This window comes from Nonomuraea sp. NPDC049624, assembly GCF_040675255.1.
Lineage (GTDB): Bacteria > Actinomycetota > Actinomycetes > Streptosporangiales > Streptosporangiaceae > Nonomuraea.
On sequence record NZ_JBFAOR010000002.1, the window covers coordinates 213,400 to 237,632 of the forward strand.

Below are 24,233 nucleotides of genomic sequence, written 5' to 3' on the forward strand. Positions count from 1 at the left end.
GTGCTGAAGACGGCGCTGGCCGGGCTGCGCGCGCACAAGCTCAGGCTGCTGCTCACCTCGCTGGCGATCACGCTCGGGGTGGGCTTCATCGCGGGCACGTTCGTGCTGAACGACACCATCCAGGCGGGCTTCTCCCAGCGCGTCACCGCCGCCGCCGACAAGGTGGACGTGGCCGTCCTGCCCAAGGAGCGCGACGGCGTGCTGCCGGAGAAGGCCCTGGAACGGGTGCGCGCCCTCGCCGGCGTGACCGAGGCGCAGGGCCTGATCCGCGACCCCGCGCCGCTGCTCGGCAAGGACGGCAGGGCGGTCGGCAGCAGCCCGACCACGGCCCTGTCCATCGTCCCCGGCCCGCTGGACCGCACCTCGATCGTCGCGGGCACCGGCCCGGGCACCGACGACCAGGCGGCCGTGCTGGACAAGAACACCGCGAAGTCGCAGGGCCTGCGGCTCGGCGACACGATCACCGTGCTGGACCGCAAGCAGGCCCGCCACCAGTTCCGGCTGGTCGGCCTGCTCGACCCTGGGGTGGACCAGGAGCTCTCCTTCACCGGCGCGCTCGGCTTCACCGCGGCCACCGCGCAGCGCATGACCGGCGCCAAGGGCTACCGCGAGATCGACGTCGCCGGCTCGGCCCCCGGGCTCAAGCAGGCCGTGGCCACGGCGCTCGGCGACGGGTACGAGGTCAAGTCCGGCGCGGAGCTGGCCGACGACCTGGCGGCCTCGGCCGGGCTGTCGATGCGCACGCTGACCATCGGCCTGCTGCTGTTCGGGGCGGTGGCGATGATGGTGGCCGCGCTGGTCATCTACAACACCTTCACCATCCTGGTCGCGCAGCGCACCCGGGAGATGGCGCTGCTGCGCTGCATCGGCGCGACCCGCGGGCAGGTGTTCGGCTCGATCGTGCTGGAGTCGGTCGCGGTCGGGCTGCTCGCCTCCGCGCTCGGCCTGCTCACCGGGTACGGGCTCGCCGTGCTCGCCCTGACGCTGCTGGCCGCGTTCGACGCCCCCATGCCCACGGACGCGGCGGTCGCGCTGACGCCGGCCACCATCGGGATCGGCCTGGCCGTCGGCCTGGTGGTCACCCTGTTCGCGGCCCTGCTGCCCGCGCGGGCGGCCACCCGCGTGCCGCCGGTCGCGGCGCTGCGCGCCCAGCCGGAGGAGCAGGTCTTCCGCACCGGCCTGCTGCGCTCGGTGTTCGCGGGGCTGTTCCTGCTGGCCGGGGCGGGTCTGACCGCGTTCGGCGTGGCGGGAATGCCGGCGGGCGAGACGAGCACGCTGTTCGTCGTGATGGCCGGCGGCGCGCTGGTCTTCCTGGCCGTGCTGATCCTCGGGCCGGTGCTGGTCGGGCCGCTGAGCGCGGTGGTGGGCTGGGTCCCGGCCAAGCTGTTCGGCGTGCCCGGACGCCTGGCCCTGGACAACTCCGCCCGCAACCCCCGGCGCGCCGCGACCACCACGGTCGCGCTCACCATCGGCGTCACGCTGATGACGCTGATCTCGGTGCTCAGCGCCTCCACCAGGCTGACCGTGTGGAACAAGCTCGACGAGCAGTTCCCGGTCGACTACATGCTGGCCGGCCAGGTGCAGGACAGCGGGGTGCCCAGGTCGGTGGCCGAGAAGCTGCGCGGCCGGCCCGAGCTGGCCTCGGTCCTGCAGATCCGCGAGACCCCCGGCAAGGTGGGCGACCGGCGCTTCGACATCGGCACCTACCACGGGACCGTCACGCCGGAGGTGCTGTCCGGCTCGATGGCGGGCCTTTCGGCCGGGCAGGTCGCGCTGCTCGACTACGCGGCCTCCGCCCTGGGCGTCAAGGTCGGCGACACGGTCACGGTGAAGACCGAGCTGGCCGGGTCGGTGCCGTTGAAGGTGGTCGCCGTCCTCGCCGGGACGAACTCCACCCTGCCGCCGCTCACCGTCGCCGAGCGGCCGTTCGACACCTACTACGACCGGGTGCCCGACTCCCGCGTGATGATCAACATCCGCGACGGCGTCGCGACCGACCAGGCCCGCCAGGTGGTCAGGGCCGCGATCGCGGCCCATCCCACCGTCCAGATGGCCAGCTCGACCGAGGTGCGCGGGCAGTTCGACGAGACCCTGGACATGCTGCTCATGATCGTGACCGGGCTGCTCGGGCTGGCGATCCTGATCTCGCTGCTGGGCATCGCCAACACCCTGTCGTTGTCGGTGCACGAGCGCACCAGGGAGTCGGCGCTGCTGCGGGCGCTCGGGCTGACCCGGCCGCAGCTGCGGCGGATGCTCTCGGTCGAGGCGCTGCTGCTCGGCCTGATCGGGGCGCTGGTCGGCGTGGTGCTCGGCGCCGTGTTCGGCTGGGCCGCGGTACGGGCGATGCTGCCGGGGGCGGTCTTCTCCGCGCCGCTCGGACAGATCGCGCTGTTCGTGGTGCTCTCGGGGCTGGCGGGCGTGCTGGCCGCCGTGGTGCCGGCCCGGCGGGCGGCCAGGGCGTCGATCGTCGGCTCGCTGGCTACCGGTTAATCCCTTATAAAAGTGAATAAAAGCGAAAAATCAGGATAGAGGGTACGCGCAGGGGCTGCGCGGCCTCATGGGACGGGTGTCGTGGGGGACGCCGAGGCCGCGCGGCCACGAACGTGCCCGTAGGCCCGGCGTCCCATGGGGGCGTGCGCGACGACAGGTCGGGCGCCCTATGGGGGCGGCGCCCGGCCTTCCGTGCGTCATGCGGTCAGCGCGGGGTGCGGCCGGGCCAGAGCTCGGCGACGGTCTCCGGATCCAGCAGCGGCCGCACCACGACCTCACCGGACGACTTGTCGATCACGATGCACGCCCCGCCGATCGTGTCCGGCAGGGTGGTGGGGTCGTCGGGGTCGAGCTCCCTGATCCAGGCGACGTACCCGTCGTGGAAGCCGTACAGGCCCACCGACAGCGGCTCGTCCGGCGGGCGCGTCCCGTTGACGTACTCCTCCGCCAGCGCCCTGGCCTGGTCCATGTTCATCGCGGCCGCCCCTGCCGGTCGAGGATCATGCAGAACACCCCCGTCACCGTCGCGTACGGCGGCTCGACCGACATGTGCCCGCGCTGGGCGTCGATCCAGATCACCTCGCTGCCGGAGTTGACCGCGTTCCAGACGTGCGACCCGCCGCCCGGCCAGCGCACCACGATGACCGCGCTCGCGCCGTGCCCGACCTCCAGCAGCCGCCGGGCGATCATCGGATAGGCGTGCCGCCCCTGGCCCGCGTACTGGAACCGCTGGCCGGTCCACCGCTCGATCCGGGCCGCTCCGCCCCTCTCGCCGGTGAGCAGCGGCCGGCCGATCCCGTCGTACTCGGGGAGCCGGGGGGCGGCGGTGGCGGGCTCGCCGTGCCAGGTGGACAACACGGCCAGGGCGCAGTCGGCGGCGTTGGAGGCCCGGAAGGGGTCGTCCGCCGGGCCGCCGCCGTTGATCAGCCGGACCCAGGTGCCGCGCGGGTCGGGGAACCGGGCGCCGGGCTCCAGCGCCTGCCTCAGCTCCCGTTCCACCTGCGGGTCGGGCTGTGCCAGCCCGCCGGGCAGCCCGTACGGCCGGCTGTCGGCCAGCCTCGGCGGCCGCCGCTCGCCCTCGAACCAGTCGACGGCGGTACGGTTCCTCGCCCGGTCGATCCGGGCCTCCAGCGGGTGGCGTCCGTCCGCGCCGCGGGCCCCGTCCCGCTCCCCGAACTCCAGCCGTCGCATCCCGCTGACCGCCGCCCCGAAACCGAGCGTCACCGCGCCCCCGGGTCTCTCCGGCCCACCGGCCGGGCCCCCCGGGAACTCCCCGGGCTCCCGCGCGTCCGGCCCGGCCCCAGGCGACCTGCCCTTGCCCGGACGGATTTCACTCAGGCTCCCCTTGCCGGGACCGGCCGCACGCAGATTCCCCTCGTCCGAACCGGCCCCACGCAGGCTCCCCTCGTCCGGACCGGCCGCACGTAGGCTCCCCTTGTCGGGACCGGCCGCACGCAGGCTCCCCTCGTCCGGACCGGCCTCACGCAGGCTTCCCGTGTCCGGACCGGCCTCACGCAGGCTTCCCGTGTCCGGGGCCCGGAGGGTGCTCCCGCGTGCCGGGCCCGCTTGCGGGGCGGTTCCGTTCAGGCCGATCTCGCGCGGGGCGGCCGGCGTGGGCGCGGTTCCGTGCGGATCGCGGGCCCGGTGAGCCGTCGTGCGCGAGGCCTCCCGCTCCCGGAGCTGCCAGTCGTCGGGCGCGGCAGGACGCCCCTCAGGGGGGCCGGACGTGCCGGTGTGCGCCTCCCCGGCGTTCGGCACGTCGGCGTTCGGCGCTTCTGCGGCGATCTGCCCGCCGGTCGCCGCGCCACCGCCAGCGCCACCGCCACCGCCACCGCCACCGGCGTCGGAGCCGGAGCCGGAGCCGGAGCCGGAGCCGGAGTCGGAGGCGGAGCCGGGCGGCTCGGCGGGAGGCGGCGCCGGGCCGTCCGGCACGCCCGTCGGCGCCTTCCGGTCGATCGGCAGGCCGGGACGTGCGTCCTCCCGTTCGTCCGGGAGGGCGGCGGCGAGGCGGTTGACGGTGTTCAGGCTGAACGTCAGGCCGTACGGCGTGTCGGTGCGGGCCGGGGCCGGGCGGGTGGCGAGACCGGTGAGCACGTCGAGAGCGGAGGCCACACCAGCGGCGGGGGCTGCGGCGGGCTGGGGGGATGGCTGGGAAGGGGCAGGGGCCCGCGTACGGAGGCCGGGCGGCGGCGGCCCCTCGTCGCGGACGCTGGAGGCGGCGGGCGTTAAGGGGGCCGAGCCCTCACGGGAGGAGGGCGCCTCGGTCGTGGCGGGCGCTTCGCCGGGGACGTCCTCGGCGGCGCGTTCGTAGTCGAGCCACCGGACCCCCTCCCCCACCACCGGGTTGTACTGCCCCTCCGGAAGGACCCCTCGGACGCTCGACTTGCGTTCGCGGACCACGTCCTGCCTCCTGTCCTGCTTGGACGACCGATCGTAGGGCCGCCGTCGCGTCCGAGAGGGGGAAGTGGGGAAGATTATCCGTCTGGGGGAACGGCTTTACCTGCGCAAACGTCCGCGAATCAGGCCACCTGGACGGTCACGGCCGGCCACCCGCTGGCGCCGTCGGGGGCGGGCGGCGCCTGCCGTTCGGTCTGGGTGCGACCCGCCGCGTCCGTGGCCCGCGCCTCGATCGTGTGCTCCCCGGGCGTGGCGTCCCAGTCGAGCGCCCACTGCCGCCAGGTGTCGGGCCCCGGCACGGCGGCCAGCCGCGCCTGCCGCCACTCGCCGCGATCGACCCGCACCTCGACGGCGTCCACGCCGGTGTGCTGGGCCCACGCCACCCCGGCGATGGTCGTGCGCCCGGCCTTCAGCGAGGCGCCGCTCTTCGGGACGTCGATGCGCGACTCGGTCTTGATCGGCCCCTTGGCGGCCCACCCGCGTGGCGTCCAGTACGCCTGGTCCCGGTCGAACCGGGTCACCTTCACGTCCACCACCCACTTGGTGGCCGACACGTACCCGTACAGGCCGGGCACGACCTGGCGTACGGGGAAACCGTGCTCGAACGGCAGCGCCTCGCCGTTCATGGCGACGGCGAAGAGGGCGTCGCGGCCGTCCATCACGACGTCCACGGGTGTGCCGCAGGTGAAGCCGTCGTCGGAGGTGGACAGCAGCATGTCGGCGCCCGGCTGGAGCCCGGCACGGCGCAGCAGGTCGGCCATGCGTACGCCCAGCCAGCGGGCGTTGCCGACGTACGGGCCGCCGACCTCGTTGGAGACGCAGGTGAGGGTGATGTCTGCCTCGGTGAGCGGCAGGTTCAGCAGCTCGGCGTAGGTGATCTCCACCGGTCTGTCCACCATGCCGTGGATACGAAGCTTCCAGGCACGCGGGTCCACCTGGGGGACGACGAGCGCCGTATCAACCCTATAGAAGTCCTGATTTTTCGTGATGAAGGAGGACAGGCCGGGGATGCGGAAGTCCGTACCGGCGGGCAGGGGCCGGGCGGGCGTCGCCGGCCTGGGCAGCGCCAGGTTCACCCGCGTCGCGGCCAGCTCCCGCCGCCCGCCGAGCTGCCGGCCCAGCGCGGCCGACGCCCCCGCCACCACGATCCCGCCCGCCACCCCGGTGATCAGCCGCCGCCGGTCGAAGCCCCGCTCCCCCGCCCCGGCCCGCATCACAGCAGGCCGCTCCACGGCCCCCGCACCATCCGGGCCGACCTCGGAGCCCGCCCCGCTGCCCCCGCCGACCTCGGACACGGCCCTCTCACCGCCGCCCCAAGGCGCCGCCTCGCCACCGGCCTCACCGGCCTCACCGGCCGCGACCGTGCCGCCGACCTCGGGACCCGCCACGGCCGTACCCTGGCCGCCGCCCGCGCGCCGGAGCAGCCACCCCAGCGCCAGCCCCCCGCACAACACCCCGGCCACCGTGGGCAGCACGTCCGCCGCCCCCGCCCCCGGACGGGTGAGCACCGCGGCCACCCCCACCACCCCGAACAGGGCCAGCCCCGCGTACCCGTACGCGAGCCGCCGCCGCGCCAGCACCCCGATGACGGCCGCGATCCCGGCGAGCACCACGAGCACGCCCCCGACGAGGACGATCTTGTCGTTCTCCCCGAACGTGTTGATCGCGAAGTCCTTCACCGGCGCCGGCGTCAGGTCGACGGCGGCGTCCCCCACCGCGACCACCGGGAAGGTCTCAGGACCGGCGAACCCGGCGACGAGCTGCGCGATCCCCAGCGCCAGCGCGCCCGCCGTGAGCCCCGCCAGGGCGCTGGCCCAGGCGGGCATGGTCTCGTTCTTCTGCACGGTACGACGTTACGTCGCCCGCGGTCAGCAGGTTCTTACGCGGTGGTTACGAGCCGACGATGTCGCGCACGATCGGCGCCAGCGCGCGGAAGGCGCGGCCCCGGTGGCTGATGGCGTCCTTCTCGTCGGGAGACAGCTCGGCGGTGGTGCGGTCGTGGCCGAGCGGGACCAGGATCGGGTCGTAGCCGAAGCCGTTGGTGCCCCGCGGGGTGGTGATCAGGTGGCCGGGCAGCGTGCCCTCCACGACCCGGTGCTCCCCGGACGGCAGCGCGAGCGCCGCGGCGCAGGCGAAGTGCGCTGACAGCTTCTCGGCGGGCACGTCGGAGAGCTGGGCGAGCAGCAGGTCGAGGTTGGCCTGGTCGTCGCCGTGACGGCCGGACCAGCGGGCCGAGAAGACGCCGGGCATGCCGTTGAGCACGTCGACGCAGAGCCCGGAGTCGTCGGCCACGGCCGGCAGCCCGGAGCCCTTGGCGACGGCGTGCGCCTTGAGCAGCGCGTTCTCCTCGAAGGTGACGCCGGTCTCGGCGACCTCGCCGATCTCGGGGAACTCCTCCAGGCCGACGATCTCGAACCCGGCGAGGATGCGCCGCAGCTCCGCGATCTTGCCCGGGTTGCGGGTGGCGAGCACGATCTTCATGCGCCCAGCGCCTCCTGCTGGATCAGGGTGAGCTCCTCGCACCCGGCGGCGGCCAGGTCGAGCAGCTGGTCGAGGGCCGCGCGGTCGAAGGGCACGCCCTCGGCGGTGCCCTGCACCTCGACGAAGGCGCCTTCGCCGGTCATCACGACGTTCATGTCGGTCTCGGCGGCGACGTCTTCGGTGTAGCACAGGTCGAGCATGGGGACCGAGCCGACGACCCCGACGGAGACGGCCGCGACCGAGCCGATCAGCGGGTCTCCGGGGCACATCTTGCGCGCCTTCATCCAGGCGACGGCGTCGGCGAGCGCTACATAAGCGCCGGTGATCGCGGCGGTCCTGGTGCCGCCGTCGGCCTGCAGAACGTCGCAGTCGAGCACAATGGAGTTTTCGCCCAGCGCCTTGTAATCGACGCACGCGCGAAGTGATCTTCCGATCAACCGGGAAATCTCGTGCGTGCGCCCGCCGATTTTGCCGCGGACCGATTCCCGATCATTACGGGTATTGGTCGCCCGCGGCAGCATCGCGTATTCGGCCGTGACCCAGCCCTGCCCGCTGCCTCTGCGCCAGCGCGGCACGCTGTCCTGCACCGACGCCGCGCAGAGCACCCTCGTGCCGCCGAACTCGACGAGGACCGAACCCTCGGCATGCGCCAGCCACTGCCGGGTGATGGTGATGGGGCGTAGCTGGTCGGGGTTGCGGCCATCCTGTCGGGACATGCAGATCACCCTATCTCCGCGGCACGACACTCTTGACCAAATGTGTCCGACACATGGATCCTTACGCAATGACAACGGGGGTGTTGCGAAACCCTGACTTCCTCCGGTTCCTGACGTCGCACGTGGGGAACGAACTGGGAGCGAATATCTCGCGCGTGGCCCTCCCGCTGGTGGCGGTCGTCACGCTGCACGCGCAGCCGGCCCAGGTGGCTCTGCTGTCCGCGCTGCAGACCGCCGCGTTCCTCGTCCTCGGCCTGCCCGCGGGGGTGTGGGTCGACCGGATGCGCCGGCGCCGCGTGATGATGGTCACCGATCTGGCCAGGTTCGTGCTGCTGGCGAGCATTCCGCTGGCGGCGCAACTGGGCGTGCTGTCGATCGGGATGATGTTCGCGGTCGCCTTCCTGGCGGGCGCGGCGCAGGTGTTCAACGACGTCGCGGACCAGACGTACCTGCCCAGCCTGGTGAGCGCGCGGCAGCTCGGCGACGGCAACTCCAAGCTGGAGGTGGTGCGCTCCGGCGGCTTCCTGGCCGGGCCGGGCGTCGGCGGCCTGCTGGTGCAGCTCGTCGGCGCGCCGTTCACGATGCTCGCCACCGCGCTGGGCTCGCTGACGTCGGCGCTGTTCCTCAGCAGCATCAAGACCCCGGACAAGCCGCCGGCGACGGGCGAGCCCGAGCCGTTGCTGCGCGGCATCGGCGTGGGCCTGCGCTACGTGTGGCGCGACCGCCTGCTGCGCATGTTCGCCGCGTCCTCGGTGATGGCGAACCTGACGGTCGGCGCCGTGCTCGGCCTGTCGGTGTTGTTCCTGGCCGAGGAGGTGGGCCTGGCGCCGGCTCTCATCGGCGTGCTGCTCATGTCCGGCGGGTTCGGCGGCGTGGCCGCGGGCCTGCTCGGCGCGCTGCTGGCCAGGAAGGTCGGCACGGCCAGGATCACCTGGCTCTCCCTCACCGTGCCGGCGCCCTTCGCTCTGCTGCTGCCGATGACCCAGGCCGACTGGCGGGTGGCGTTCTTCGCCGTCACCTCGGTCGCGTTGTCGTGGAGCTCGACGCTGGGCACGGTCGGCCAGGTCACCTACCGGCAGACGACGGTTCCCGAGCAGCTGCTGGGCCGGGTCAACGCCTCGTTCCGGTCGTTGACGTGGGCCTCGGTCCCGCTGGGCGCGCTGCTCGGCGGGATCGTCGCCCAGCAGTTCGGCGTGCGGACGGCCTTGTGGGTGTTCATGATCGGCCGGGTCGTGTCGTTCGTGCCGTTGCTGTTCTCGCCGCTGCCCCGATTACGCGACTTCGACGACGCTCAGGCCAGGTCGTAGACCGCGCCGCTGCGGGCCAGCTCGATCGGCCCGGCGTAGCCGCCCCTCGACGCGTCCTGCAGCACTCTGGCGTTGTCGTTCCACGGCACCAGATGGGTGAGCACGAGCCTGCCCGCGTTGGCCTTGGCCGCGTGCTCGGCCGCCTGACGGCCGGTCAGGTGCAGGTCGGGCGGCAGGTCGGGCCCCTCGACGAACGAAGCCTCGCACAACAAGAGGTCGGCCCCCGCGGCCAGCTTGACCAGCTCCGCCGACTCCCCGGTGTCCCCCGAGTACGCCACGCACACGTCGTCGCTGGCCACTCGGAACCCGTACGCCTCGACCGGATGGTTCACCAGGCCGGCGGTGACGATGAACGGCCCCACCTCGAACGAGCCGGGCGACAGCGGCGTGAAGTCGAAGGCGGTCTCCAGGCCGGGCTCGTCCGGCATCCCGTACGCGGCCGCGAGCCGGGCCGGCGCCCCCTCCGGCGCGTAGACCGGCACGGGCGGGTACGGCGCGTCGGGCCCGTACGTGCGGGCCACGTGGTAACCGCAGACGTCGAGGCAGTGGTCGGCGTGCAGATGGGACAGGCAGATGGCGTCCACGTCGTAGAGGCCGATATGGCGCTGGAGCGCGCCGAGCGACCCGTTGCCGAGGTCGAGCAGCATCCTGAACCCCTCGGCCTCGACGAGGTAGCAGGACGCTGGGCTGTCGGGGCCGGGGTAGCTGCCCGAGCAGCCGACGATGGTCACCTTCATGTGGGCCTCCCGCTAAAGGTAGTACCCCCCACTGGCGCGACTTCGACCACGTCGATCTCCGGGCCCAGGAACCGCCTGCCGAGGCGGGCGAAGAGGTGGGAGTCGCCGGTGGCGCGGAAGCGGTGCCGGGGGGTGGCCTCGCCTCCCGCCGCCAGTCCGCGGTCGTGCAGGATCCGGTAGACGTCCTTGGCCGTCTCGTCGGCGCTGGAGACCAGCGTGACCCCGTCGCCGACGACGTAGGAGATCGCGCCGGTGAGCAGCGGGTAGTGGGTGCAGCCGAGGATGAGCGTGTCGCAGCCGGCCGCCCTGATCGGCTCCAGGTAGTCGCGCAGGACGTCGATGAGCTCCTTGCTCATCGTCTCCCCGCGCTCGACGTACTCCACCAGCCGGGGCGCGGCCACGCCGGTGAGCTGCACGTCGGGGGCCGCGGTGAAGGCGTCGTGGTAGGCCAGCGACGTGATGGTGGCCTGGGTGGCGATCACGCCGACCCGGCCGGTGCGGGTGGCGCGCACCGCCCGCCTGGTGGCGGGCTGGATCACCTCGACGACCGGCACGTCGTAGCGCTCGCGGGCGTCGCGCAGGACGGCGGCGCTGGCGCTGTTGCACGCGATGACGAGCATCTTGACGTCCTGCTCGACGAGGTGGTCCATCACCTCAAGGGCGTAGGCGCGCAGCTCCGCGATGGGTTTCGGCCCGTACGGCTGGCGGGCCGTGTCGGCCACGTAGGTGATCGACTCGTGGGGCAGCTGGTCGATGATCGCGCGCGCGACCGTCAGGCCGCCCACCCCGCTGTCGAAGATCCCAATACTCTCGTCCGGCACGTTCTAGAGGGTAGGCGACCTGCTCGATCAACACCGCGTAAGAATGCTCACACCTGATGAAGGCGCGACTGTCGTGTTGCTCACATCAGCCCCTGCCGACCCTGGCGAGCTGGCGCGACTGGGCCACGAGCCGGCCCGCGGAGTCCCAGACCTCGACCTCCTCGTCGAACCAGCCGTCCGAAATGAGCCGGCCGCTGCCGATCAGGGTGAGCCAGCCGGGGGCGGGCAGGGCGCGCAGGTGCCAGGTGAGCTCGACGGTGGGCGCCCAGCCGCGGGCGCCGGCGGAGAACACCACGGGCGGCAGCGCGTCCACGGCCAGGGCCAGCACGTACGGGTCGGCGTCCTGCGGCTCGGCCATCCTGAAGTACGCCCGCGACTCCGGCCTGCCCGTCGGCTCGCCGGCCAGCCAGGCGATGGTGGGCGGGTCGAAGCGCATGTCCATCTGGGCGTTGAGGGTCATGTTGTTCTCGGGCTTGGGGTCGGGCAGCTTGACGCACTCCTCGACGGACGGCATGACGACCGAGGGCGCGTCGGTGTAGACGGGGTCGGCGCCGGTCAGGGTGGCGGTGGTGATCAGGCTCTCGATCTTCGGCACGCCGTCCTGGACGAGGGTGGCCCGGGCGAACGCGGCCGTGCGGCCCGACTTCAGCGGCTCGACCCGGACCTGGGCGGGGCCGGCGACCGGTGATCTGAGGAACTGCGAGGTGGTGCTCACCGGGTGCTCGAACGGCGAGGCGTCCACGGCGGCGCGCAGGACCACGGCCATCAGGTAGCCGCCGTTGAGCGGGCCGCCGATGGAGTATCCGGGGTCGAGGCACACGTCATAGGTGGTCTCGTCGACCCTGATCGCCTGTGTGGCCTCGTCGAACTTGGTCATCCCGCCCTGCCTTCACCGTACGGAACTATATTCTAGTAGTCCCCCACTTTACGCGGGGCTGCGGCGTTCGCACCACGCCGTTCCCAGATCAGCGCGCCTACCTGCGGAAACATCATCCGGATGGGACAGTTCGATCATGGCAACTGTCACCGAACTCATCGGTCAGTCGGTGTGGGACTCCAACGGGATCTGGGTCGGTCACGTCGTCGACATCCGCGCCCACAAGCACAGGGGCGGGCTCCAGCAGAGCCAGACGGTCTACGGGCTGGTCGTCTCGGGACGGCGGGCGCCCGTCCTGCTCGGGCTCACCCGTGACCGCCAGGGCCGCTCCCCCTGGCTGTCCAAGACGCTGGCACGCACGGTGTACGCCGGGTGCACGTTCGTTCCCTGGGCCTGCGTGACGGACTGGACAGGCGGCGAAGTCCACCTCGATGTGCTGAAAAAAGAGCTGAACCGGGCCTAATCCCGACTTCAGCACATTGCAAGCGGCCATCTAGCAACATCAGCTACCTTCTCTGTGGTCAAAAGTCCACATTGTGAGTTGAGTGATGTCTGCGAATAATCCCCCACCTGGCCAGGATCCTGAGCGCACCACGGCGTACCGAGGAGGCTGGGACCAGCCGCAGGAGCAGCCGTACCAGCCGCAGCAGCCGTACCAGCAGCCCTATGGTCAGCAGGCCCCCCAGCCGGGGCAGGGGGCTTCGTACGGGCAGCCGGCTTACAGCCCTCAATCCGCCTACGGCCAGCAACCCGCCTACGGCGCCCCGTACGGCGGCCAGGCCCAGCAGGGCTGGCAACAGCAACAGCAACCACAGCAGCAGCAGACCTGGCCGCCGCAGGACCCTTACGCCCAGCAGCACCAGCAGGGCTGGCAGCAGCAGGACCAGTACGCGCAGCAAGGTTGGCAGCAGCAGGGCCCCGAGGGATTCGGCCCGCCCCAACCGGCGAAGAAGGGCAGCCGCAAGGGCTGGCTGATCGCCGGCGCGGCGGCGCTCGCGGTGGTGCTGCTCGGCGGCGGCGCGGTGTGGGCCGTGGGCGCGATCGGCGGCGGCGGCACGCAGCCGAACGAGGTCCTGCCCGCCAACGCGATCGCCTACGCCCGCCTCGACCTCGACCCGGCCGCGAACCAGAAGCTGGCGCTGTTCCAGCTCGCCAGGAAGTTCACGGTCACCAAGGGCTCCTTCACCGGCGAGGACCCGCGCCAGGCCCTGTTCAACCTGGTCAACGAAACCGGCGAGAAGAAGGTCGACTTCGCCAAGGACGTGGACCCGTGGCTGGGCAGCAGGGTCGGTTTCGCCGCTGTGCCCTCCGGCCGGTCCGAGCCCGACTTCGCGGTCGCCGTGCAGGTCAAGGACCAGGCGCAGGCCAAGGCGGGCATCGCCAAGCTCATGGACGGCGACAAGTACGGCATCGCCTTCCGCGACGACTACGCGCTGCTGTCCTCGACCCAGGCGCTGGCCGACAAGTTCGCGAAGGGCGAGGCCACCCTCGCCGACAACAGCGAGTTCAACGACGACATGGGCGACGTCGGCGAGCAGGGCGTGTTGTCGTTCTGGGCGGACATGGGCGCGCTGGCCAAGCTCACCCCCATCCCCGCCGAGCAGGCCGCGAGCATCGAGCCCATCAAGGACGCCCGGTTCGCCGGCGCGCTGCGCTTCGACAGCGCCTACGTCGAGCTGGCCGGCCTGGTCAGGGGCGCCAAGGGCGTCACCGCGGACGACCTCCAGCCCGCCGCACTGGGCACGCTGCCCGCCGGCACCGCCGGGGCCCTGTCGGTCTCCGGCCTGGACCAGATGATCACCAAGCAGTGGGCCCAGATCCAGAAGTCGGCCGCGGCCAGTGGCGGCGCCGAGGTCCAGCAGCTGCTCGACCAGGCCAAGACCAAGTTCGGCCTCGACCTGCCCGGCGACCTCGCCACGGTGCTCGGCAAGAACTTCACGGTCGCGGTGGACAGCCAGGGCCTGGACGGCGACCAGATCAAGGCGGGCGTGCGCGTGGTCACCGACCCGGCCAAGGCCCAGGCGGTCCTCGGCAAGATCGAGAAGGCGCTGGCGGACAGCGGGCAGCCCGCTCCGCAGCTCGCCAAGGTGCCCGGTGACGGCGTCTTCACGGCGGCGACGAGCGAGGAGTACGCCAAGAAGCTGGCCGAGGAGGGCACGCTGGGCGACTCCGAGACGTTCCAGACCGCGATCCCCGACGCCGGCGAGGCCACCTTCGCGCTCTTCGTGGACCTCGACAAGGTCGAGCACCTGTACCTGCAGAGCATGGAGGGCGACGAGAAGGCCAACGTGCAGGTCCTGCGGGCCGTCGGGCTGAGCGGCAAGCAGAGCGCCACCGAGGCGGACTTCTCGCTGCGGGTGCTGTTCAACTGACCACGAAAGAAGGGGGGCGGCCGTTCCGGCCGCCCCCCTCCCTCATGTCCTCAGGCCCAGAGCTGGCCTTCGAGGCGCTCTTCCGCCTCCTCCAGGGTGCCGTCGTAGGCGCCCGTGGACAGGTACTTCCAGCCGCCGTCGGCCACCACGAAGACGACGTCGGCCCGCTCGCCCGCCTTGACGGCCTTCGCGGCCACGCCCAGCGCGGCGTGCAGCGCGGCGCCGGTCGAGACGCCCGCGAAGATGCCCTCGGCGGCCAGCAGCTCGCGGGTGCGCCGCAGCGCGTCGGCCGAGCCGACGGAGAAGCGGGTGGTCAGCACCGACTCGTCGTACAGCTCGGGGATGAAGCCCTCGTCGACGTTGCGCAGGCCGTAGACCAGCTCGCCGTAGCGCGGCTCGGCGGCGACGATCTGCACGCCGGGCACCCGTTCCCGCAGGAACCGGCCGACGCCCATGAGCGTGCCCGTCGTGCCGAGCCCGGCCACGAAGTGGGTGACCGTGGGCAGGTCGGCCAGGATCTCCGGGCCGGTGGTCTCGTAGTGGGAGCGCCAGTTGGCCGGGTTTCCGTACTGGTAGAGCATCACCCAGGACGGGTTCTCCGCGGCCAGGCCCTTGGCCACCCGGACGGCCTCGTTGGAGCCGCCCGCGGCGGGCGAGGAGATGATCTCCGCGCCCCACATGCGCAGGAGCTGACGGCGTTCCTCGGAGGTGTTCTCCGGCATCACGCAGACCAGCCGGTAGCCCTTGAGCCTGGCCGACATCGCCAGCGAGATGCCGGTGTTGCCGCTGGTGGGCTCCAGGATCGTGCAGCCGGGCGTGAGCAGGCCGTCCTTCTCGGCCTGCTCGATCATCCACAGCGCGGGCCGGTCCTTGATCGACCCGGTCGGGTTGCGGTCCTCGAGCTTGGCCCAGACGCGCACCTCGGGCGAGGGCGACAGCCGGGGCAGCCCGACGAGCGGCGTGCGCCCGACCGAGTCGATCAGCGAGTCGAACCGCATGTCACCCGCCGGCGACGGCGGGCAGCACGGTCACGGTGTCGCCGTCGGACACCGGGGTGCCGAGGCCGCCGAGGAAGCGCACGTCTTCGTCGTTGAGGTAGACGTTGACGAAGCGGCGCAGGCTGCCCTGGTCGACCAGGCGGTCCTTGATGCCGGGGTGGCGCGACTCAAGGTTGCTGATCAGCTCGTCGAGGGTGGCGCCCTCGGCGTCGACGGCCTTGGCGCCGTCGGTGTAGTTGCGCAGGATGGTGGGAATGCGAACCTCGATGGCCATCGCGGTCATTCTCCTCTTATCTGGTCGTCGTCCCATCGGCGGCAACACCGATGGCTTGGTACGGATTCCAGATCAGCGACAGTCGTAGACGACGACGGCCGGGGTGTGCGCGAAGAGGTAGCTCTGCACCGGCCGGACCATCATGGGAGGAATCTTACCTCTTCCTCCTCGATCACTCCGTCGAGGATCCGGTAGGAGCGGAACTCGACCTCGTTCTCGTCCCTGGTCGAGACCAGGACGTAGTGGGCCTGCGGCTCGGAGGCGTAGGACACGTCGGTGCGCGACGGGTACGCCTCGGTGGCGGTGTGGGAGTGGTAGATCACGACGGGCTCCTCGTCGCGGTCGTCCATCTCCCGCCAGACGCGCAGTTGCTCCATGGAGTCGAACCGGTAGAAGGTGGGCGAACGCTCGGCGTTCTCCATCGGGACGAACCGCTCGGGCACGCCGTCGCGGCCGGCGATCACCCCGCACGCCTCGTCGGGATGGTCGGCCCGGGCGTGCGCGACGATCTTGTCCACCAGTTCCTGCGAGATCGTGAGCATGCCCGGAAGCTACCAGAGGGCGCGGACCAGGCTGTCTTGGAGGTAGGTCAGCCAGTCGTAGGTGACGTAGGCCGGGTAGCGGGGGTCGTCCTCGGACATCATGGCGATCTCGTCGTGGATCTCCTCGGTCACGTCGAGCTTGGTGCCGAGCGTCAGACGCACGTCGTTGAGCGAGCGCAGCCACGCCTGGGCCTGCTCCGGCGTCAGCTCGGCGGCGCCCGGCCGGGCGGTGTCCAGGACGGTCTGGGCGTCGGCGCGCTTGCCGTCGCGCAGCGTGGCCTCGGTGTAGCGGCGGAACTCCGAGGCCTCCTGCTCGTCCTCGTAGGCCGAGGGGAACAGCCGGGCCAGCACCGGATCGGTGGGCGCCTGGGCCGCCCCGATGCCGAGCGCCCGCTCCAGCGGATCGTCGCTGGTCTCCCCCGGCGCGACCAGGCCGAGCAGCATCGAGACGAGCGAGCGCAGCAGCGAGACCTCCGCGGACTCGAACTGCGCGATGACCGAGCCGTCGCGCCCGGCCGAGAACCCCGAACTCACCGCCGCCGCCTCACTTGACCGAATCCGGCTGGACCGTCGCCCACAGGCCGTAGGAGTGAAGAATCTGCACATCGCGTTCCATCTCTTCGCGCGTGCCACTGGACACGACCGCCTTGCCCTTTTGGTGGACGTCCAGCATCAGTCTCTCCGCCTTCTCCTTGGTGTAGCCGAAGACGGTTTGGAAGACATAGGTCACGTAGGACATGAGGTTGACCGGGTCGTTCCAGACGATGGTCACCCATGGCAGATCGGGCCGGACGTCCGATGACGGACGCTCGACGGTGATTGGAGCGGTGCTACCCACATCCCCGAGTCTGCCCTATCTGGGTCGTAGTCTTCGAGTCGTGAGAATGACCATGAGCACTGCGTTGCTCACAGATCACTATGAGCTGACGATGCTCCAGGCGGCGCTGCGCAGCGGCGCGGCGCACCGGCGGGCGGTCTTCGAGGTGTTCGCCAGGCACCTGCCGGGCGGCCGCCGGTACGGGGTCGTGGCCGGCACCGGACGCGTCCTGGACGAGCTCGAACGCTTCCGTTTCGGTGACGAAGAACTCACCTTTCTCCGCGAGCAGGAGGTGGTCGACGAATCGACTCTGGCGTTTCTCGCCGATTACCGGTTTTCCGGGAACGTCTACGGCTACCGCGAGGGCGACCTGTACTTCCCCGCCTCCCCGATCATGATCGTCGAGGGCACCTTCGCCGAGGCCGTGCTGCTGGAGACGCTGACGCTGTCGATACTCAACCACGACTGCGCCATCGCCTCGGCCGCCTCCCGCATGACCAACGCCGCCGGCAACCGCCCGCTCATCGAGATGGGCTCGCGCCGCACGCACGAGTACGCCGCCGTCGCCGCCGCCCGCGCCGCCTACATCGCCGGGTTCGCCTCCACCTCCAACCTCATGGCCGGCCACGTGTACGGCGTCCCCACGGCGGGCACGGCCGCGCACGCCTTCACCCTGCTGCACGACTCCGAGCGGGACGCGTTCGAGGCCCAGATCGCCTCCCTCGGCGTGGGCACGACCCTGCTGGTGGACACCTACGACGTGGCGCAGGCGGTGCGCACGGCGGTCGAGCTGGCCGGCAACAAGCTGGGCGCGGTCCGCATCGACTCCGGCGACCTGGCCGCCGCCGCGCAGGAGGTGCGCGAGCTGCTCGACTCGCTCGGCGCCTTCGACACCCGCATCGTGGTCACCTCCGACCTCGACGAGTACGCCATCGCCGCGCTCGCCGCCGCCCCGGTGGACGGCTACGGCGTGGGCACCTCCCTGGTGACCGGGTCCGGCGTCCCCACGGCGGCCCTGGTGTACAAGCTGGTGGCGCGGGAGACCGGGGCGGGCCGCCTGGAGGCCGTGGCCAAGCGGTCGGTGGGCAAGCCGTCGCGCGGGGGGCGCAAGGAGGCGTACCGGCTGCTGGACGACGCCGGGCACGTCGAGACCGAGCTGATCACGACCGGCGGCGTCGTCCCCGACGGCGGCATCCCCCTGCTGCACGAACTGGTGCGCGACGGCGAGGTCGTCGGCCGGGAGCCCCTGTCGGCCGCCCGTGACCGCCACGCCGCGGCCGTCGCGCTGCTCCCCCAGGAGGCGCTGCACCTCGGGAGGGGGTACGCGGCGATCCCCACGGAGTTCGTCTGACGTATCGTGCTCTTATGGGCACCGCGTTGATCATCGTCGATGTGCAGAACGACTTCTGCGAGGGTGGCAGCCTGGCCGTGGCAGGCGGCTCGGAGGTGGCCGCCGCGATCACCCGCCATCTCGGCGAGCACGGCTACGACCACGTCGTGGCCACCCGTGACCACCACGTCGACCCCGGCACCCACTTCTCGGACACCCCCGACTACGTCACGTCCTGGCCCGCCCACTGCGTGGCCGGCACCCCCGGCGCCGACTTCCACCCCTCCTTCGACGTGTCGGAGGTGGAGGAGGTCTTCAGCAAGGGCGCCCACGCGGCGGCCTACAGCGGCTTCGAGGGCGCCTCGGGCGACGGCGCGCCGCTGGCCGACTGGCTGCGCGAGCGCGGGGTGACCGAGGTCGACGTGGTGGGCATCGCCACCGACCACTGCGTGCGCGCGACGGCGCTCGACGCGGCGGCCAACGGCCTGGCCGTGCGGGTGCTGCTCGACCTCACCGCGGGCGTCTCCCCGGCGACCACGCAGTCGGCCATGGCCCAGATGGAGGCCGCGGGCGTCACGCTGGAGGGCACGCCCAAGGCGGGCTGACCGGCCCCGCCCGGGGACGACCCGCGGTTGTGCCGCGACCGAGCCTGATCACGGACGGTACACAGTGCGCAACCCTGCGGTCATGTGATATTCAAGGATGACCTGACCTCTCCGCAGTCGAAGTAGTACGTAGAGTCATATCTCTTCATCCTGTGCGAGGTTCCTCATGCTTGCCATCTCCCTGGGCGTGGCCTGGCTGCTGCTCGCCCCTCTCGCCCTCTGGGTGCTCGTCAAGGGCCGTCCGGGGGCGCGGGTGGGGGCGGTCGTGACGCTGGCGTTGCTGGAGGTCGCGACGGTCGCGATGGGCGACGTGCCCTCCGGCCGCGGCCCCGCCGTCGTGGCCCACGACATGCCGCCGGTGCCCGCGCTGCCCGCCTGCGACGAGCGCACCCCGATCCCCCAGTGGGCCAGGGTGGGCCGGCAGCTCGTGCTGTCGTGGTCGGCGGCGCCGCGCGAGTGCGCGACGGCCAAGGTGATCGCCCGTCCCGAGGGCCGCCGGCTGCTGGTGTGGGTGCACGAGGGGCCGCTGAGCGGCGACCATCAGGGCGTGCGCACCCTCCCCGTCCGCGTCAAGGACGGCCGGGCCGCGCTGACCGTCCCGCTGCCGGGCAAGGAGCGCTACATCCCGGTGGACGGCCGCTCCGGCAGGAGGATCCCGGCCCCCGCCGGCCTCTAGAGCGCCCTAGAGGGTCGCCACGGCCAGCCGCAGGGCGTCGTCGAACCGGGCGAACACCTCGAACGCGTGCCGCAGCCCCGTGATCGACAACACCCGCGCCATCACCCCGTGCACCCCCGCGAGCAGCAGCCTGGTGCCCCTCGACTCGCACCGCTGCATGACCTCGACGAGCTCGTTCATGCCCATCGAGTCGCAGAAGGCGACCGCGCCGAGGTCGAGGATCAGGAACGGCTCGGCCGGAAGCTCCCACACGCGCCGCAGGTGCTCGCGCAGGATCGGGATCGCGTGGACGTCGAGCTCGCCTTCGAGCCGGATGATGACGGCGTTTCGGGAGAGGCCGGAAGCGACGATGAGGGTCGGCCTGCCGGGGGCCTCAGACGACATGGGCGAGATCCTTCTTGTGTCCCAAGACGGCCAAGAAGGTTGTTGCCGTTCTGGCCGGCCTTCTAACGGAAGGTCACTGCTCTGTGTCCAAATGTGCAGGGTCCCCTGCCTGACCCGCGCCGGGCCCCTTCGCCGGTTCGCGGGGGACCGGCGAAGGGGCGCGGCTAGCGCCGCTGGGTGGCCCAGCGGCGGATGGCGTCGATGCGCTCCTGGATCTGCTCGGCCGTGGCCTGCGCGATCGGCGGGCCGCCGCACGTGCGGCGCAGCTCGGCGTGGATGACGCCGTGGGGCTGGCCCGTGCGGTGGTTCCAGGCGCCGACCAGGCCGTTGAGCTCGCGCCTGAGCTCGGCGATCTGCTCGTGCGGGGCGAGCGTCTCCTTGGGCTGCTCGGCCGGCCCCTGCTTGCGCCTGGCGGCCTGCTGGTCGGACTGGCGCTTGCGGAGCAGGGTGGCCACCTGGTCGGGCTCCAGGAGGCCGGGCAGGCCGAGGAAGTCCTCCTCCTCGGCCGAGCCGATCTCCGCGCCGGTGCCGAACTCGCCGCCGTCGAAGAGCACGCGGTCGAAGGTGGCCGAGGTCTCCATCGTCTCGAACGGCAGCTCGTCGCCCAGGACGTCGGGGTTGTCCTTCTGCCGGTTGGCCTGCTCCAGCAGGCTGTCGTCGAGGCCGTCCTCCGGAGGCTTCTTGTTGAGCACGTGGTCGCGCTCGACCTCCATCTCGTTGGCCAGCCCCATGAGGGTGGGCACCGAGGGGAGGAAGACCGAGGCGGTCTCGCCGCGCTTGCGGGCGCGCACGAACCGGCCCACGGCCTGGGCGAAGAAGAGCGGGGTGGAAGTCGAGGTGGCGTAGACGCCCACGCACAGGCGCGGGATGTCGACCCCCTCGGAGACCATGCGGACGGCCACCAGCCACCGGTCGTGGGAGGCGGCGAACTGCTTGATCTTCTTGGACGCCCCCGGGTCGTCGGACAGGACCACCGTCGCGCCCTCGCCGGTGATGTTGCGCAGGTGGCGGGCGTAGGCGCGGGCGGTCTCGTGGTCGGTGGCGATCACCAGGCCGCCCGCGTCGGGCACGCCCCGGCGGACCTCGGTCAGGCGGCGGTCGGCGGCCTGCATGACCTGGCGGATCCAGTCGCCCTTGGGGTCGAGCGCGGCCCGCCACGCCTGGGACAGCTGATCCTTGGTGAGCGGGGTGCCGAGCGTCGCGGCGATCTCGTCGCCCGCGCGGGTGCGCCACTTCATCTCGCCCGAGTAGGCCAGGAAGATCACCGGACGGACGACGCCGTCGTCGAGCGCGGGGCCGTAGCCGTAGGAGAAGTCGGAGACGCTGCGCTTGACGCCCTCGGCGTCCTCCTCGTAGCCGACGAACGGGATCGGGTTGTCGTCGGACCTGAACGGCGTGCCGGTGAGCTGGAGCCGGCGGGTGGCGGGCTCGAACGCCTCGCGCACGCCGTCGCCCCACGACTTGGCGTCGCCCGCGTGGTGGATCTCGTCGAAGATGACCAGCGTCTTGCGGGCCTCGGTGCGCGCGCGGTGGAGCGCGGGGTGCATCGCGACCTGCGCGTAGGTCACCGCCACCCCGGTGTAGTCGCGCGAGGTGGTGCCCTGGCTGTTCTTGAACTCCGGGTCGATGCCGATGCCGACCCGGGCGGCGGCGTCGGCCCACTGGCGCTTGAGGTGCTCGGTGGGCGTGACGATGGTGACGGCCCTGATCACCCCGTTGGCCAGCAGCTCGCTGGCGATGCGCAGGGCGTAGGTCGTCTTGCCCGCGCCGGGGGTGGCCACGGTGAGGAAGTCACGCGGCTCGCGCCTGAAGTACAGGTCGAACGCCTGCTGCTGCCAGGCGCGCAGTTTGGGCGCGGTGCCCCACGCGGCGCGGTCTGGATAGGAAGGCGAAAGGTGGGACGCGGCGAAGGTGCTCACCGCATCACCTCTGGGGTTCGTGTGCTTCGCTCTCTCACAGTGACCCAAGAGTAATCGGGCTCACCGACAAGACGTGCCGTGCACCGAGGATTCTGGCCAAGGTCTTCCCTACGTGCTATGTGGCTTATCTGAAGCTCGTCATCACCGCGTCGAGCGCCTGTCTGCCGGTGGCCGCCTCGGGCTGGAGCAGGCCGACGAGCAGCACGGCGCGGCCCGCGCGAGTGAGAAGCATCACGCGCAGGAACGCGGGCCGGTTGACGACGTCCTGGTACTCGGCGCGCAGGGCACGGGTGTGTCCCTGCGGGATGTCGCGGTCGTCGACGACCGTGACCTTGTCGCCCTTGAGCAGCAGCCTGGAGTACAGCTCGGCGGCCTCCCCCGCGGCCTTCCTGGCGTTCGGCACGGGCTCGGCGACCCGCCTGGCCATGACCAGCGCGCCGTTGCCGTCCCTGGCGACCGAGGTGAAGCCGGTGACGGGCGGGACCGTCCCGGCGCTCCAGCCGGGCGGCAGCCGCAGCGTCACGCCGGCCACGGCGTCGCTCAGCCGGTCGGGCGCCGGCGGCGGCGCGCCGAGCCGGGACGCCACCGCGCTCACCCCGGCGACCAGCCCCGCCGCCGCCACCAGGGCGACCAGGACGCCCGCCGGACGCCGTCCGCGCCGCGGCGCCTGCTCCAGCGGCCCGGGGTCGGCGGGGGTGCCGTAGAGGCGGGCCGAGGGCGGCAGCGGCTCGGAGGGGGTGGCGTGGCGGCGGGCCGAGGGCGGCAGCGGGTCGGCGGCCGGCGGGACGGGCGGGACGGTCCTGCGGATCCGCGGGTTCCACGCCGGCCGCTCGTACGGGTCGCGCCCCCGGCGCGGCGGCCAGGGGGCCTCCTCGTCGTCGGCGCTGCCGTCGTCGAGGTCGTCGTCGCTGTCGGGGTCGTCCGGGAAGTCCGCGTCCTGGGGAGGAGTGCGGCGGTGCCGGGGCCCGGAAGCGGGGGGCCAGACCCGGTGATCATCCTCCATGACACCTCCTCGTCCCGTTGTCCTATCACTCCTCGGGACGAAGATCTGGCGATCCGTGATCGTTGTGGCGGGAGGGGCAGAATCACACGATCAGCGGGTGCGGGCGGCCAGGAACGTGGCGGCCAGCCCGATGAGCGCCATGAGGACCGAGATCACCACGAACCCGGTGGCGATCTGCCCGGAGCCGTGCCCGATGAAGTTGATCACCGCGCCGCCCAGGCCGACGGTCAGGGCCGAGCCCAGCATGTCGGTGACCGACAGCGCGGCGGAGTTGGCGCCCTGCTCGCTGACCGGCGACTGCCTGAGCGCGGTGACGCTGACCGTGGTCATGCCGAGGCCCATGCCGAACCCGGCCGCGATCCAGGCCGGCACCGCGATCCAGCCGCTCACCGCGGGCAGCGCCGCGAACAGCGCGATCACGATCCCGGCCGTGACGCACACCGCCCCGAGCCTGATCCGCCGGTGCGGCTCGGCGGTCCGCCTGCTCTGCAGGAACGAGCCCGCCGACCAGCCGAGCGCGCCCGTGGTCAGCGCGATCCCGGCGGCCCTGGCGTCGAAGAGCTTGACCGACGTGAGCACCAGCGGGATGAAGGAGTTCACCCCGAAGAAGGCGGCCGAGAAGAACCCGCGCAGCAGCACAGTCGTGGGCAGCCCGCGGCCGAACCGCAGCGCGCCCGGCGGCAGCAGCCGGTAGAGGCCGTAGACGAGGAAGCACAGCCCGCCGAGCGTGGCGGCCGTGCCGATCACCGGCTGCTTGTGCAGCTCGTCCACGCCCCACAGCAGCACGCCCGCGCCGCCCGCGGCGGAGGTGGCGGCCAGCGTCATCGCCAGCGGCTGCGAACGCGGCCCGCGCGGGCTCTCGTCGGCCTCCCCCGGCGAGGCCATCCGGAGCGCGGGGACGAGCATCACCAGCGCGGGCACCACCAGCGGGATGATCCCGTAGAAGACGAAACGCCAGCCCCACTCCTTCGCGACGGCCCCCGCCACGGCCGGCCCGACCATCGAGGGCACGACCCAGGCGGCCGACAGCGCCGCGAAGACCTTGGGCCGCACGACCGCCGGGTAGACCCGCGCGATCATCACGTACAGCGCCACGATCGAGCAACCGGCCCCCAGCCCCTGGACGGCCCGCGCCACCAGGAACAGCTCCTTGGCGCCGGCCGCGCCGGCCAGCGCCATCCCGGCGACGAACAGCACCACCCCGACGAGGAACGGCAGCGGGTAGCCGCGCCGGTCCGACCAGAGCCCGGCGACCACGTTGGCGAACAGGCTGGCGATGAGGAAGGCCGAGAAGCTGATGCCGTAGAGGTTGAGCGCGTCGAGGTCCTGCGAGACCGCCGGCATGACGACGCCGACCGACATGCCCTCGAAGGCGATCAGGGTGACCACCAGAAGGATCCCCAAGGTGGCGGTGCGGTACTGGGGGCCGAGGATCGGAGGTGAGGTGTCGGGAGCGTCAATTGCCTTCGGTGCTGTCACCTGCACAT

The 24,233-nt window shown here is 72.1% G+C and carries 24 protein-coding genes; 7 read left to right on the forward strand and 17 right to left on the reverse strand.

Features of this window, described 5'->3' with window-relative positions:
• Positions 1–2,490 carry an FtsX-like permease family protein gene (locus tag AB0J76_RS07250; protein ID WP_352326180.1) on the forward strand — a complete coding sequence of 830 codons (2,490 nt, stop codon included), beginning with the start codon at positions 1–3 and terminating at the stop codon, positions 2,488–2,490.
• A gap of 205 nt (positions 2,491–2,695) precedes the next feature.
• Here AB0J76_RS07250 and AB0J76_RS07255 read toward each other — a convergent pair whose 3' ends face one another.
• The 5 genes from AB0J76_RS07255 to rph form a co-directional block, all read right to left on the reverse strand.
• Positions 2,696–2,965, reverse strand: coding sequence for a hypothetical protein (locus AB0J76_RS07255; protein ID WP_352326181.1), 270 nt, complete (start codon positions 2,963–2,965; stop codon positions 2,696–2,698).
• The gene (locus tag AB0J76_RS07260; RefSeq protein ID WP_352326183.1) at positions 2,962–4,890 is read right to left on the reverse strand and encodes a toxin glutamine deamidase domain-containing protein; all 1,929 of its coding nucleotides are present in this window, start codon (positions 4,888–4,890) and stop codon (positions 2,962–2,964) included. The genes AB0J76_RS07255 and AB0J76_RS07260 overlap by 4 nt, the downstream gene beginning before the upstream one ends.
• Before the next feature lie 119 nt (positions 4,891–5,009).
• Positions 5,010–6,731: a molybdopterin-dependent oxidoreductase gene (locus AB0J76_RS07265; RefSeq protein WP_352326184.1), complete on the reverse strand. Its 1,722-nt coding sequence runs from the start codon at positions 6,729–6,731 to the stop codon at positions 5,010–5,012.
• A 46-nt stretch (positions 6,732–6,777) separates the two neighbouring features.
• Positions 6,778–7,368: an RdgB/HAM1 family non-canonical purine NTP pyrophosphatase gene (gene rdgB / locus AB0J76_RS07270; protein WP_352326185.1), complete on the reverse strand. Its 591-nt coding sequence runs from the start codon at positions 7,366–7,368 to the stop codon at positions 6,778–6,780.
• Entirely contained in the window at positions 7,365–8,084 is a 720-nt protein-coding gene (rph, locus tag AB0J76_RS07275) for a ribonuclease PH (protein WP_352326186.1), read from the reverse strand. Before rph ends, rdgB begins: the two co-directional genes overlap by 4 nt.
• Before the next feature lie 68 nt (positions 8,085–8,152).
• Between rph and AB0J76_RS07280 the strand changes: the two genes are divergently transcribed.
• Positions 8,153–9,391, forward strand: a complete 1,239-nt coding sequence (locus AB0J76_RS07280; protein ID WP_352326188.1) for an MFS transporter — start codon at positions 8,153–8,155, stop codon at positions 9,389–9,391.
• Here AB0J76_RS07280 and AB0J76_RS07285 read toward each other — a convergent pair.
• The 3 genes from AB0J76_RS07285 to AB0J76_RS07295 form a co-directional block, all read right to left on the reverse strand.
• Entirely contained in the window at positions 9,376–10,128 is a 753-nt protein-coding gene (locus tag AB0J76_RS07285) for an MBL fold metallo-hydrolase (protein WP_352326189.1), read from the reverse strand. The two genes, AB0J76_RS07280 and AB0J76_RS07285, sit on opposite strands and share 16 nt — an antisense overlap.
• Entirely contained in the window at positions 10,125–10,949 is an 825-nt protein-coding gene (murI, locus tag AB0J76_RS07290) for a glutamate racemase (protein ID WP_352326190.1), read from the reverse strand. Before murI ends, AB0J76_RS07285 begins: the two co-directional genes overlap by 4 nt.
• A gap of 85 nt (positions 10,950–11,034) precedes the next feature.
• Positions 11,035–11,826 (reverse strand): thioesterase family protein, encoded by a 792-nt coding sequence (locus AB0J76_RS07295; RefSeq protein ID WP_352326191.1) that lies wholly within the window; start codon positions 11,824–11,826, stop codon positions 11,035–11,037.
• 136 nt (positions 11,827–11,962) lie between these two features.
• On the opposite strand from AB0J76_RS07295, the gene AB0J76_RS07300 reads away from it, so the two are divergent.
• Positions 11,963–12,289 (forward strand): hypothetical protein, encoded by a 327-nt coding sequence (locus AB0J76_RS07300; RefSeq protein WP_352326193.1) that lies wholly within the window; start codon positions 11,963–11,965, stop codon positions 12,287–12,289.
• An 85-nt stretch (positions 12,290–12,374) separates the two neighbouring features.
• On the forward strand, positions 12,375–14,198 hold the full coding sequence (locus AB0J76_RS07305; protein WP_352326195.1) for a DUF3352 domain-containing protein: 1,824 nt from the start codon (positions 12,375–12,377) through the stop codon (positions 14,196–14,198).
• 50 nt (positions 14,199–14,248) lie between these two features.
• On the opposite strand, the gene AB0J76_RS07310 is transcribed toward AB0J76_RS07305, so the two are convergent.
• The 5 genes from AB0J76_RS07310 to clpS all read right to left on the reverse strand — a co-directional run bounded on the left by AB0J76_RS07310 (position 14,249) and on the right by clpS (position 16,850).
• Positions 14,249–15,196: a cysteine synthase gene (locus AB0J76_RS07310; protein WP_352327706.1), complete on the reverse strand. Its 948-nt coding sequence runs from the start codon at positions 15,194–15,196 to the stop codon at positions 14,249–14,251.
• 1 nt (position 15,197) lies between these two features.
• Entirely contained in the window at positions 15,198–15,470 is a 273-nt protein-coding gene (locus tag AB0J76_RS07315; RefSeq protein ID WP_352327705.1) for a MoaD/ThiS family protein, read from the reverse strand.
• A gap of 140 nt (positions 15,471–15,610) precedes the next feature.
• The gene (locus tag AB0J76_RS07320; protein WP_352327704.1) at positions 15,611–16,012 is read right to left on the reverse strand and encodes a M67 family metallopeptidase; all 402 of its coding nucleotides are present in this window, start codon (positions 16,010–16,012) and stop codon (positions 15,611–15,613) included.
• A gap of 9 nt (positions 16,013–16,021) precedes the next feature.
• Complete coding sequence (locus AB0J76_RS07325; protein WP_352327703.1) at positions 16,022–16,546, reverse strand: DUF2017 domain-containing protein; 525 nt, start codon at positions 16,544–16,546, stop codon at positions 16,022–16,024.
• A 10-nt stretch (positions 16,547–16,556) separates the two neighbouring features.
• The gene (gene clpS, locus AB0J76_RS07330; RefSeq protein ID WP_352327702.1) at positions 16,557–16,850 is read right to left on the reverse strand and encodes an ATP-dependent Clp protease adapter ClpS; all 294 of its coding nucleotides are present in this window, start codon (positions 16,848–16,850) and stop codon (positions 16,557–16,559) included.
• A 46-nt stretch (positions 16,851–16,896) separates the two neighbouring features.
• Here clpS and AB0J76_RS07335 point away from each other — a divergent pair, with 46 nt between their 5' ends.
• From AB0J76_RS07335 to AB0J76_RS07345, 3 genes are all read left to right on the forward strand, one after another.
• Positions 16,897–18,180 carry a nicotinate phosphoribosyltransferase gene (locus AB0J76_RS07335; RefSeq protein WP_352327701.1) on the forward strand — a complete coding sequence of 428 codons (1,284 nt, stop codon included), beginning with the start codon at positions 16,897–16,899 and terminating at the stop codon, positions 18,178–18,180.
• 14 nt (positions 18,181–18,194) lie between these two features.
• Positions 18,195–18,764, forward strand: coding sequence for a nicotinamidase (locus AB0J76_RS07340; RefSeq protein WP_352327700.1), 570 nt, complete (start codon positions 18,195–18,197; stop codon positions 18,762–18,764).
• Positions 18,765–18,930: 166 nt separating this feature from the next.
• On the forward strand, positions 18,931–19,440 hold the full coding sequence (locus tag AB0J76_RS07345) for a hypothetical protein (protein WP_352327699.1): 510 nt from the start codon (positions 18,931–18,933) through the stop codon (positions 19,438–19,440).
• Between the two features lie 6 nt (positions 19,441–19,446).
• Here the strand turns inward: AB0J76_RS07345 and AB0J76_RS07350 are convergent, their stop codons facing one another.
• The 4 genes from AB0J76_RS07350 to AB0J76_RS07365 form a co-directional block, all read right to left on the reverse strand.
• Positions 19,447–19,824 (reverse strand): STAS domain-containing protein, encoded by a 378-nt coding sequence (locus AB0J76_RS07350; protein ID WP_352327698.1) that lies wholly within the window; start codon positions 19,822–19,824, stop codon positions 19,447–19,449.
• 164 nt (positions 19,825–19,988) lie between these two features.
• The gene (locus tag AB0J76_RS07355) at positions 19,989–21,743 is read right to left on the reverse strand and encodes a DEAD/DEAH box helicase (RefSeq protein ID WP_352327697.1); all 1,755 of its coding nucleotides are present in this window, start codon (positions 21,741–21,743) and stop codon (positions 19,989–19,991) included.
• A gap of 124 nt (positions 21,744–21,867) precedes the next feature.
• Positions 21,868–22,746: a hypothetical protein gene (locus tag AB0J76_RS07360; RefSeq protein WP_352327696.1), complete on the reverse strand. Its 879-nt coding sequence runs from the start codon at positions 22,744–22,746 to the stop codon at positions 21,868–21,870.
• A gap of 90 nt (positions 22,747–22,836) precedes the next feature.
• A complete protein-coding gene (locus AB0J76_RS07365; RefSeq protein ID WP_352327695.1) occupies positions 22,837–24,225 on the reverse strand; it encodes an MFS transporter in 1,389 nt (462 codons plus the stop codon).
• Between the last annotated feature and the right edge of the window lie 8 nt (positions 24,226–24,233).

Excerpts from the sequence above, each read along its gene's own strand:
- AB0J76_RS07305 (WP_352326195.1), top strand. The coding sequence starts at position 12,375 with ATGTCTGCGAATAATCCCCCACCTGGCCAGGATCCTGAGCGCACCACG.
- rph (WP_352326186.1), bottom strand. The coding sequence starts at position 8,084 with ATGTCCCGACAGGATGGCCGCAACCCCGACCAGCTACGCCCCATCACC.
- AB0J76_RS07360 (WP_352327696.1), bottom strand. The coding sequence starts at position 22,746 with ATGGAGGATGATCACCGGGTCTGGCCCCCCGCTTCCGGGCCCCGGCAC.
- rdgB (WP_352326185.1), bottom strand. The coding sequence starts at position 7,368 with ATGAAGATCGTGCTCGCCACCCGCAACCCGGGCAAGATCGCGGAGCTG.
- AB0J76_RS07255 (WP_352326181.1), bottom strand. The coding sequence starts at position 2,965 with ATGAACATGGACCAGGCCAGGGCGCTGGCGGAGGAGTACGTCAACGGG.
- AB0J76_RS07315 (WP_352327705.1), bottom strand. The coding sequence starts at position 15,470 with ATGGCCATCGAGGTTCGCATTCCCACCATCCTGCGCAACTACACCGAC.
- AB0J76_RS07280 (WP_352326188.1), top strand. The coding sequence starts at position 8,153 with ATGACAACGGGGGTGTTGCGAAACCCTGACTTCCTCCGGTTCCTGACG.
- AB0J76_RS07320 (WP_352327704.1), bottom strand. The coding sequence starts at position 16,012 with ATGCTCACGATCTCGCAGGAACTGGTGGACAAGATCGTCGCGCACGCC.
- AB0J76_RS07295 (WP_352326191.1), bottom strand. The coding sequence starts at position 11,826 with ATGACCAAGTTCGACGAGGCCACACAGGCGATCAGGGTCGACGAGACC.
- AB0J76_RS07340 (WP_352327700.1), top strand. The coding sequence starts at position 18,195 with ATGGGCACCGCGTTGATCATCGTCGATGTGCAGAACGACTTCTGCGAG.
- AB0J76_RS07350 (WP_352327698.1), bottom strand. The coding sequence starts at position 19,824 with ATGTCGTCTGAGGCCCCCGGCAGGCCGACCCTCATCGTCGCTTCCGGC.
- AB0J76_RS07285 (WP_352326189.1), bottom strand. The coding sequence starts at position 10,128 with ATGAAGGTGACCATCGTCGGCTGCTCGGGCAGCTACCCCGGCCCCGAC.
- AB0J76_RS07345 (WP_352327699.1), top strand. The coding sequence starts at position 18,931 with ATGCTTGCCATCTCCCTGGGCGTGGCCTGGCTGCTGCTCGCCCCTCTC.
- AB0J76_RS07310 (WP_352327706.1), bottom strand. The coding sequence starts at position 15,196 with ATGCGGTTCGACTCGCTGATCGACTCGGTCGGGCGCACGCCGCTCGTC.
- AB0J76_RS07300 (WP_352326193.1), top strand. The coding sequence starts at position 11,963 with ATGGCAACTGTCACCGAACTCATCGGTCAGTCGGTGTGGGACTCCAAC.
- AB0J76_RS07335 (WP_352327701.1), top strand. The coding sequence starts at position 16,897 with ATGACCATGAGCACTGCGTTGCTCACAGATCACTATGAGCTGACGATG.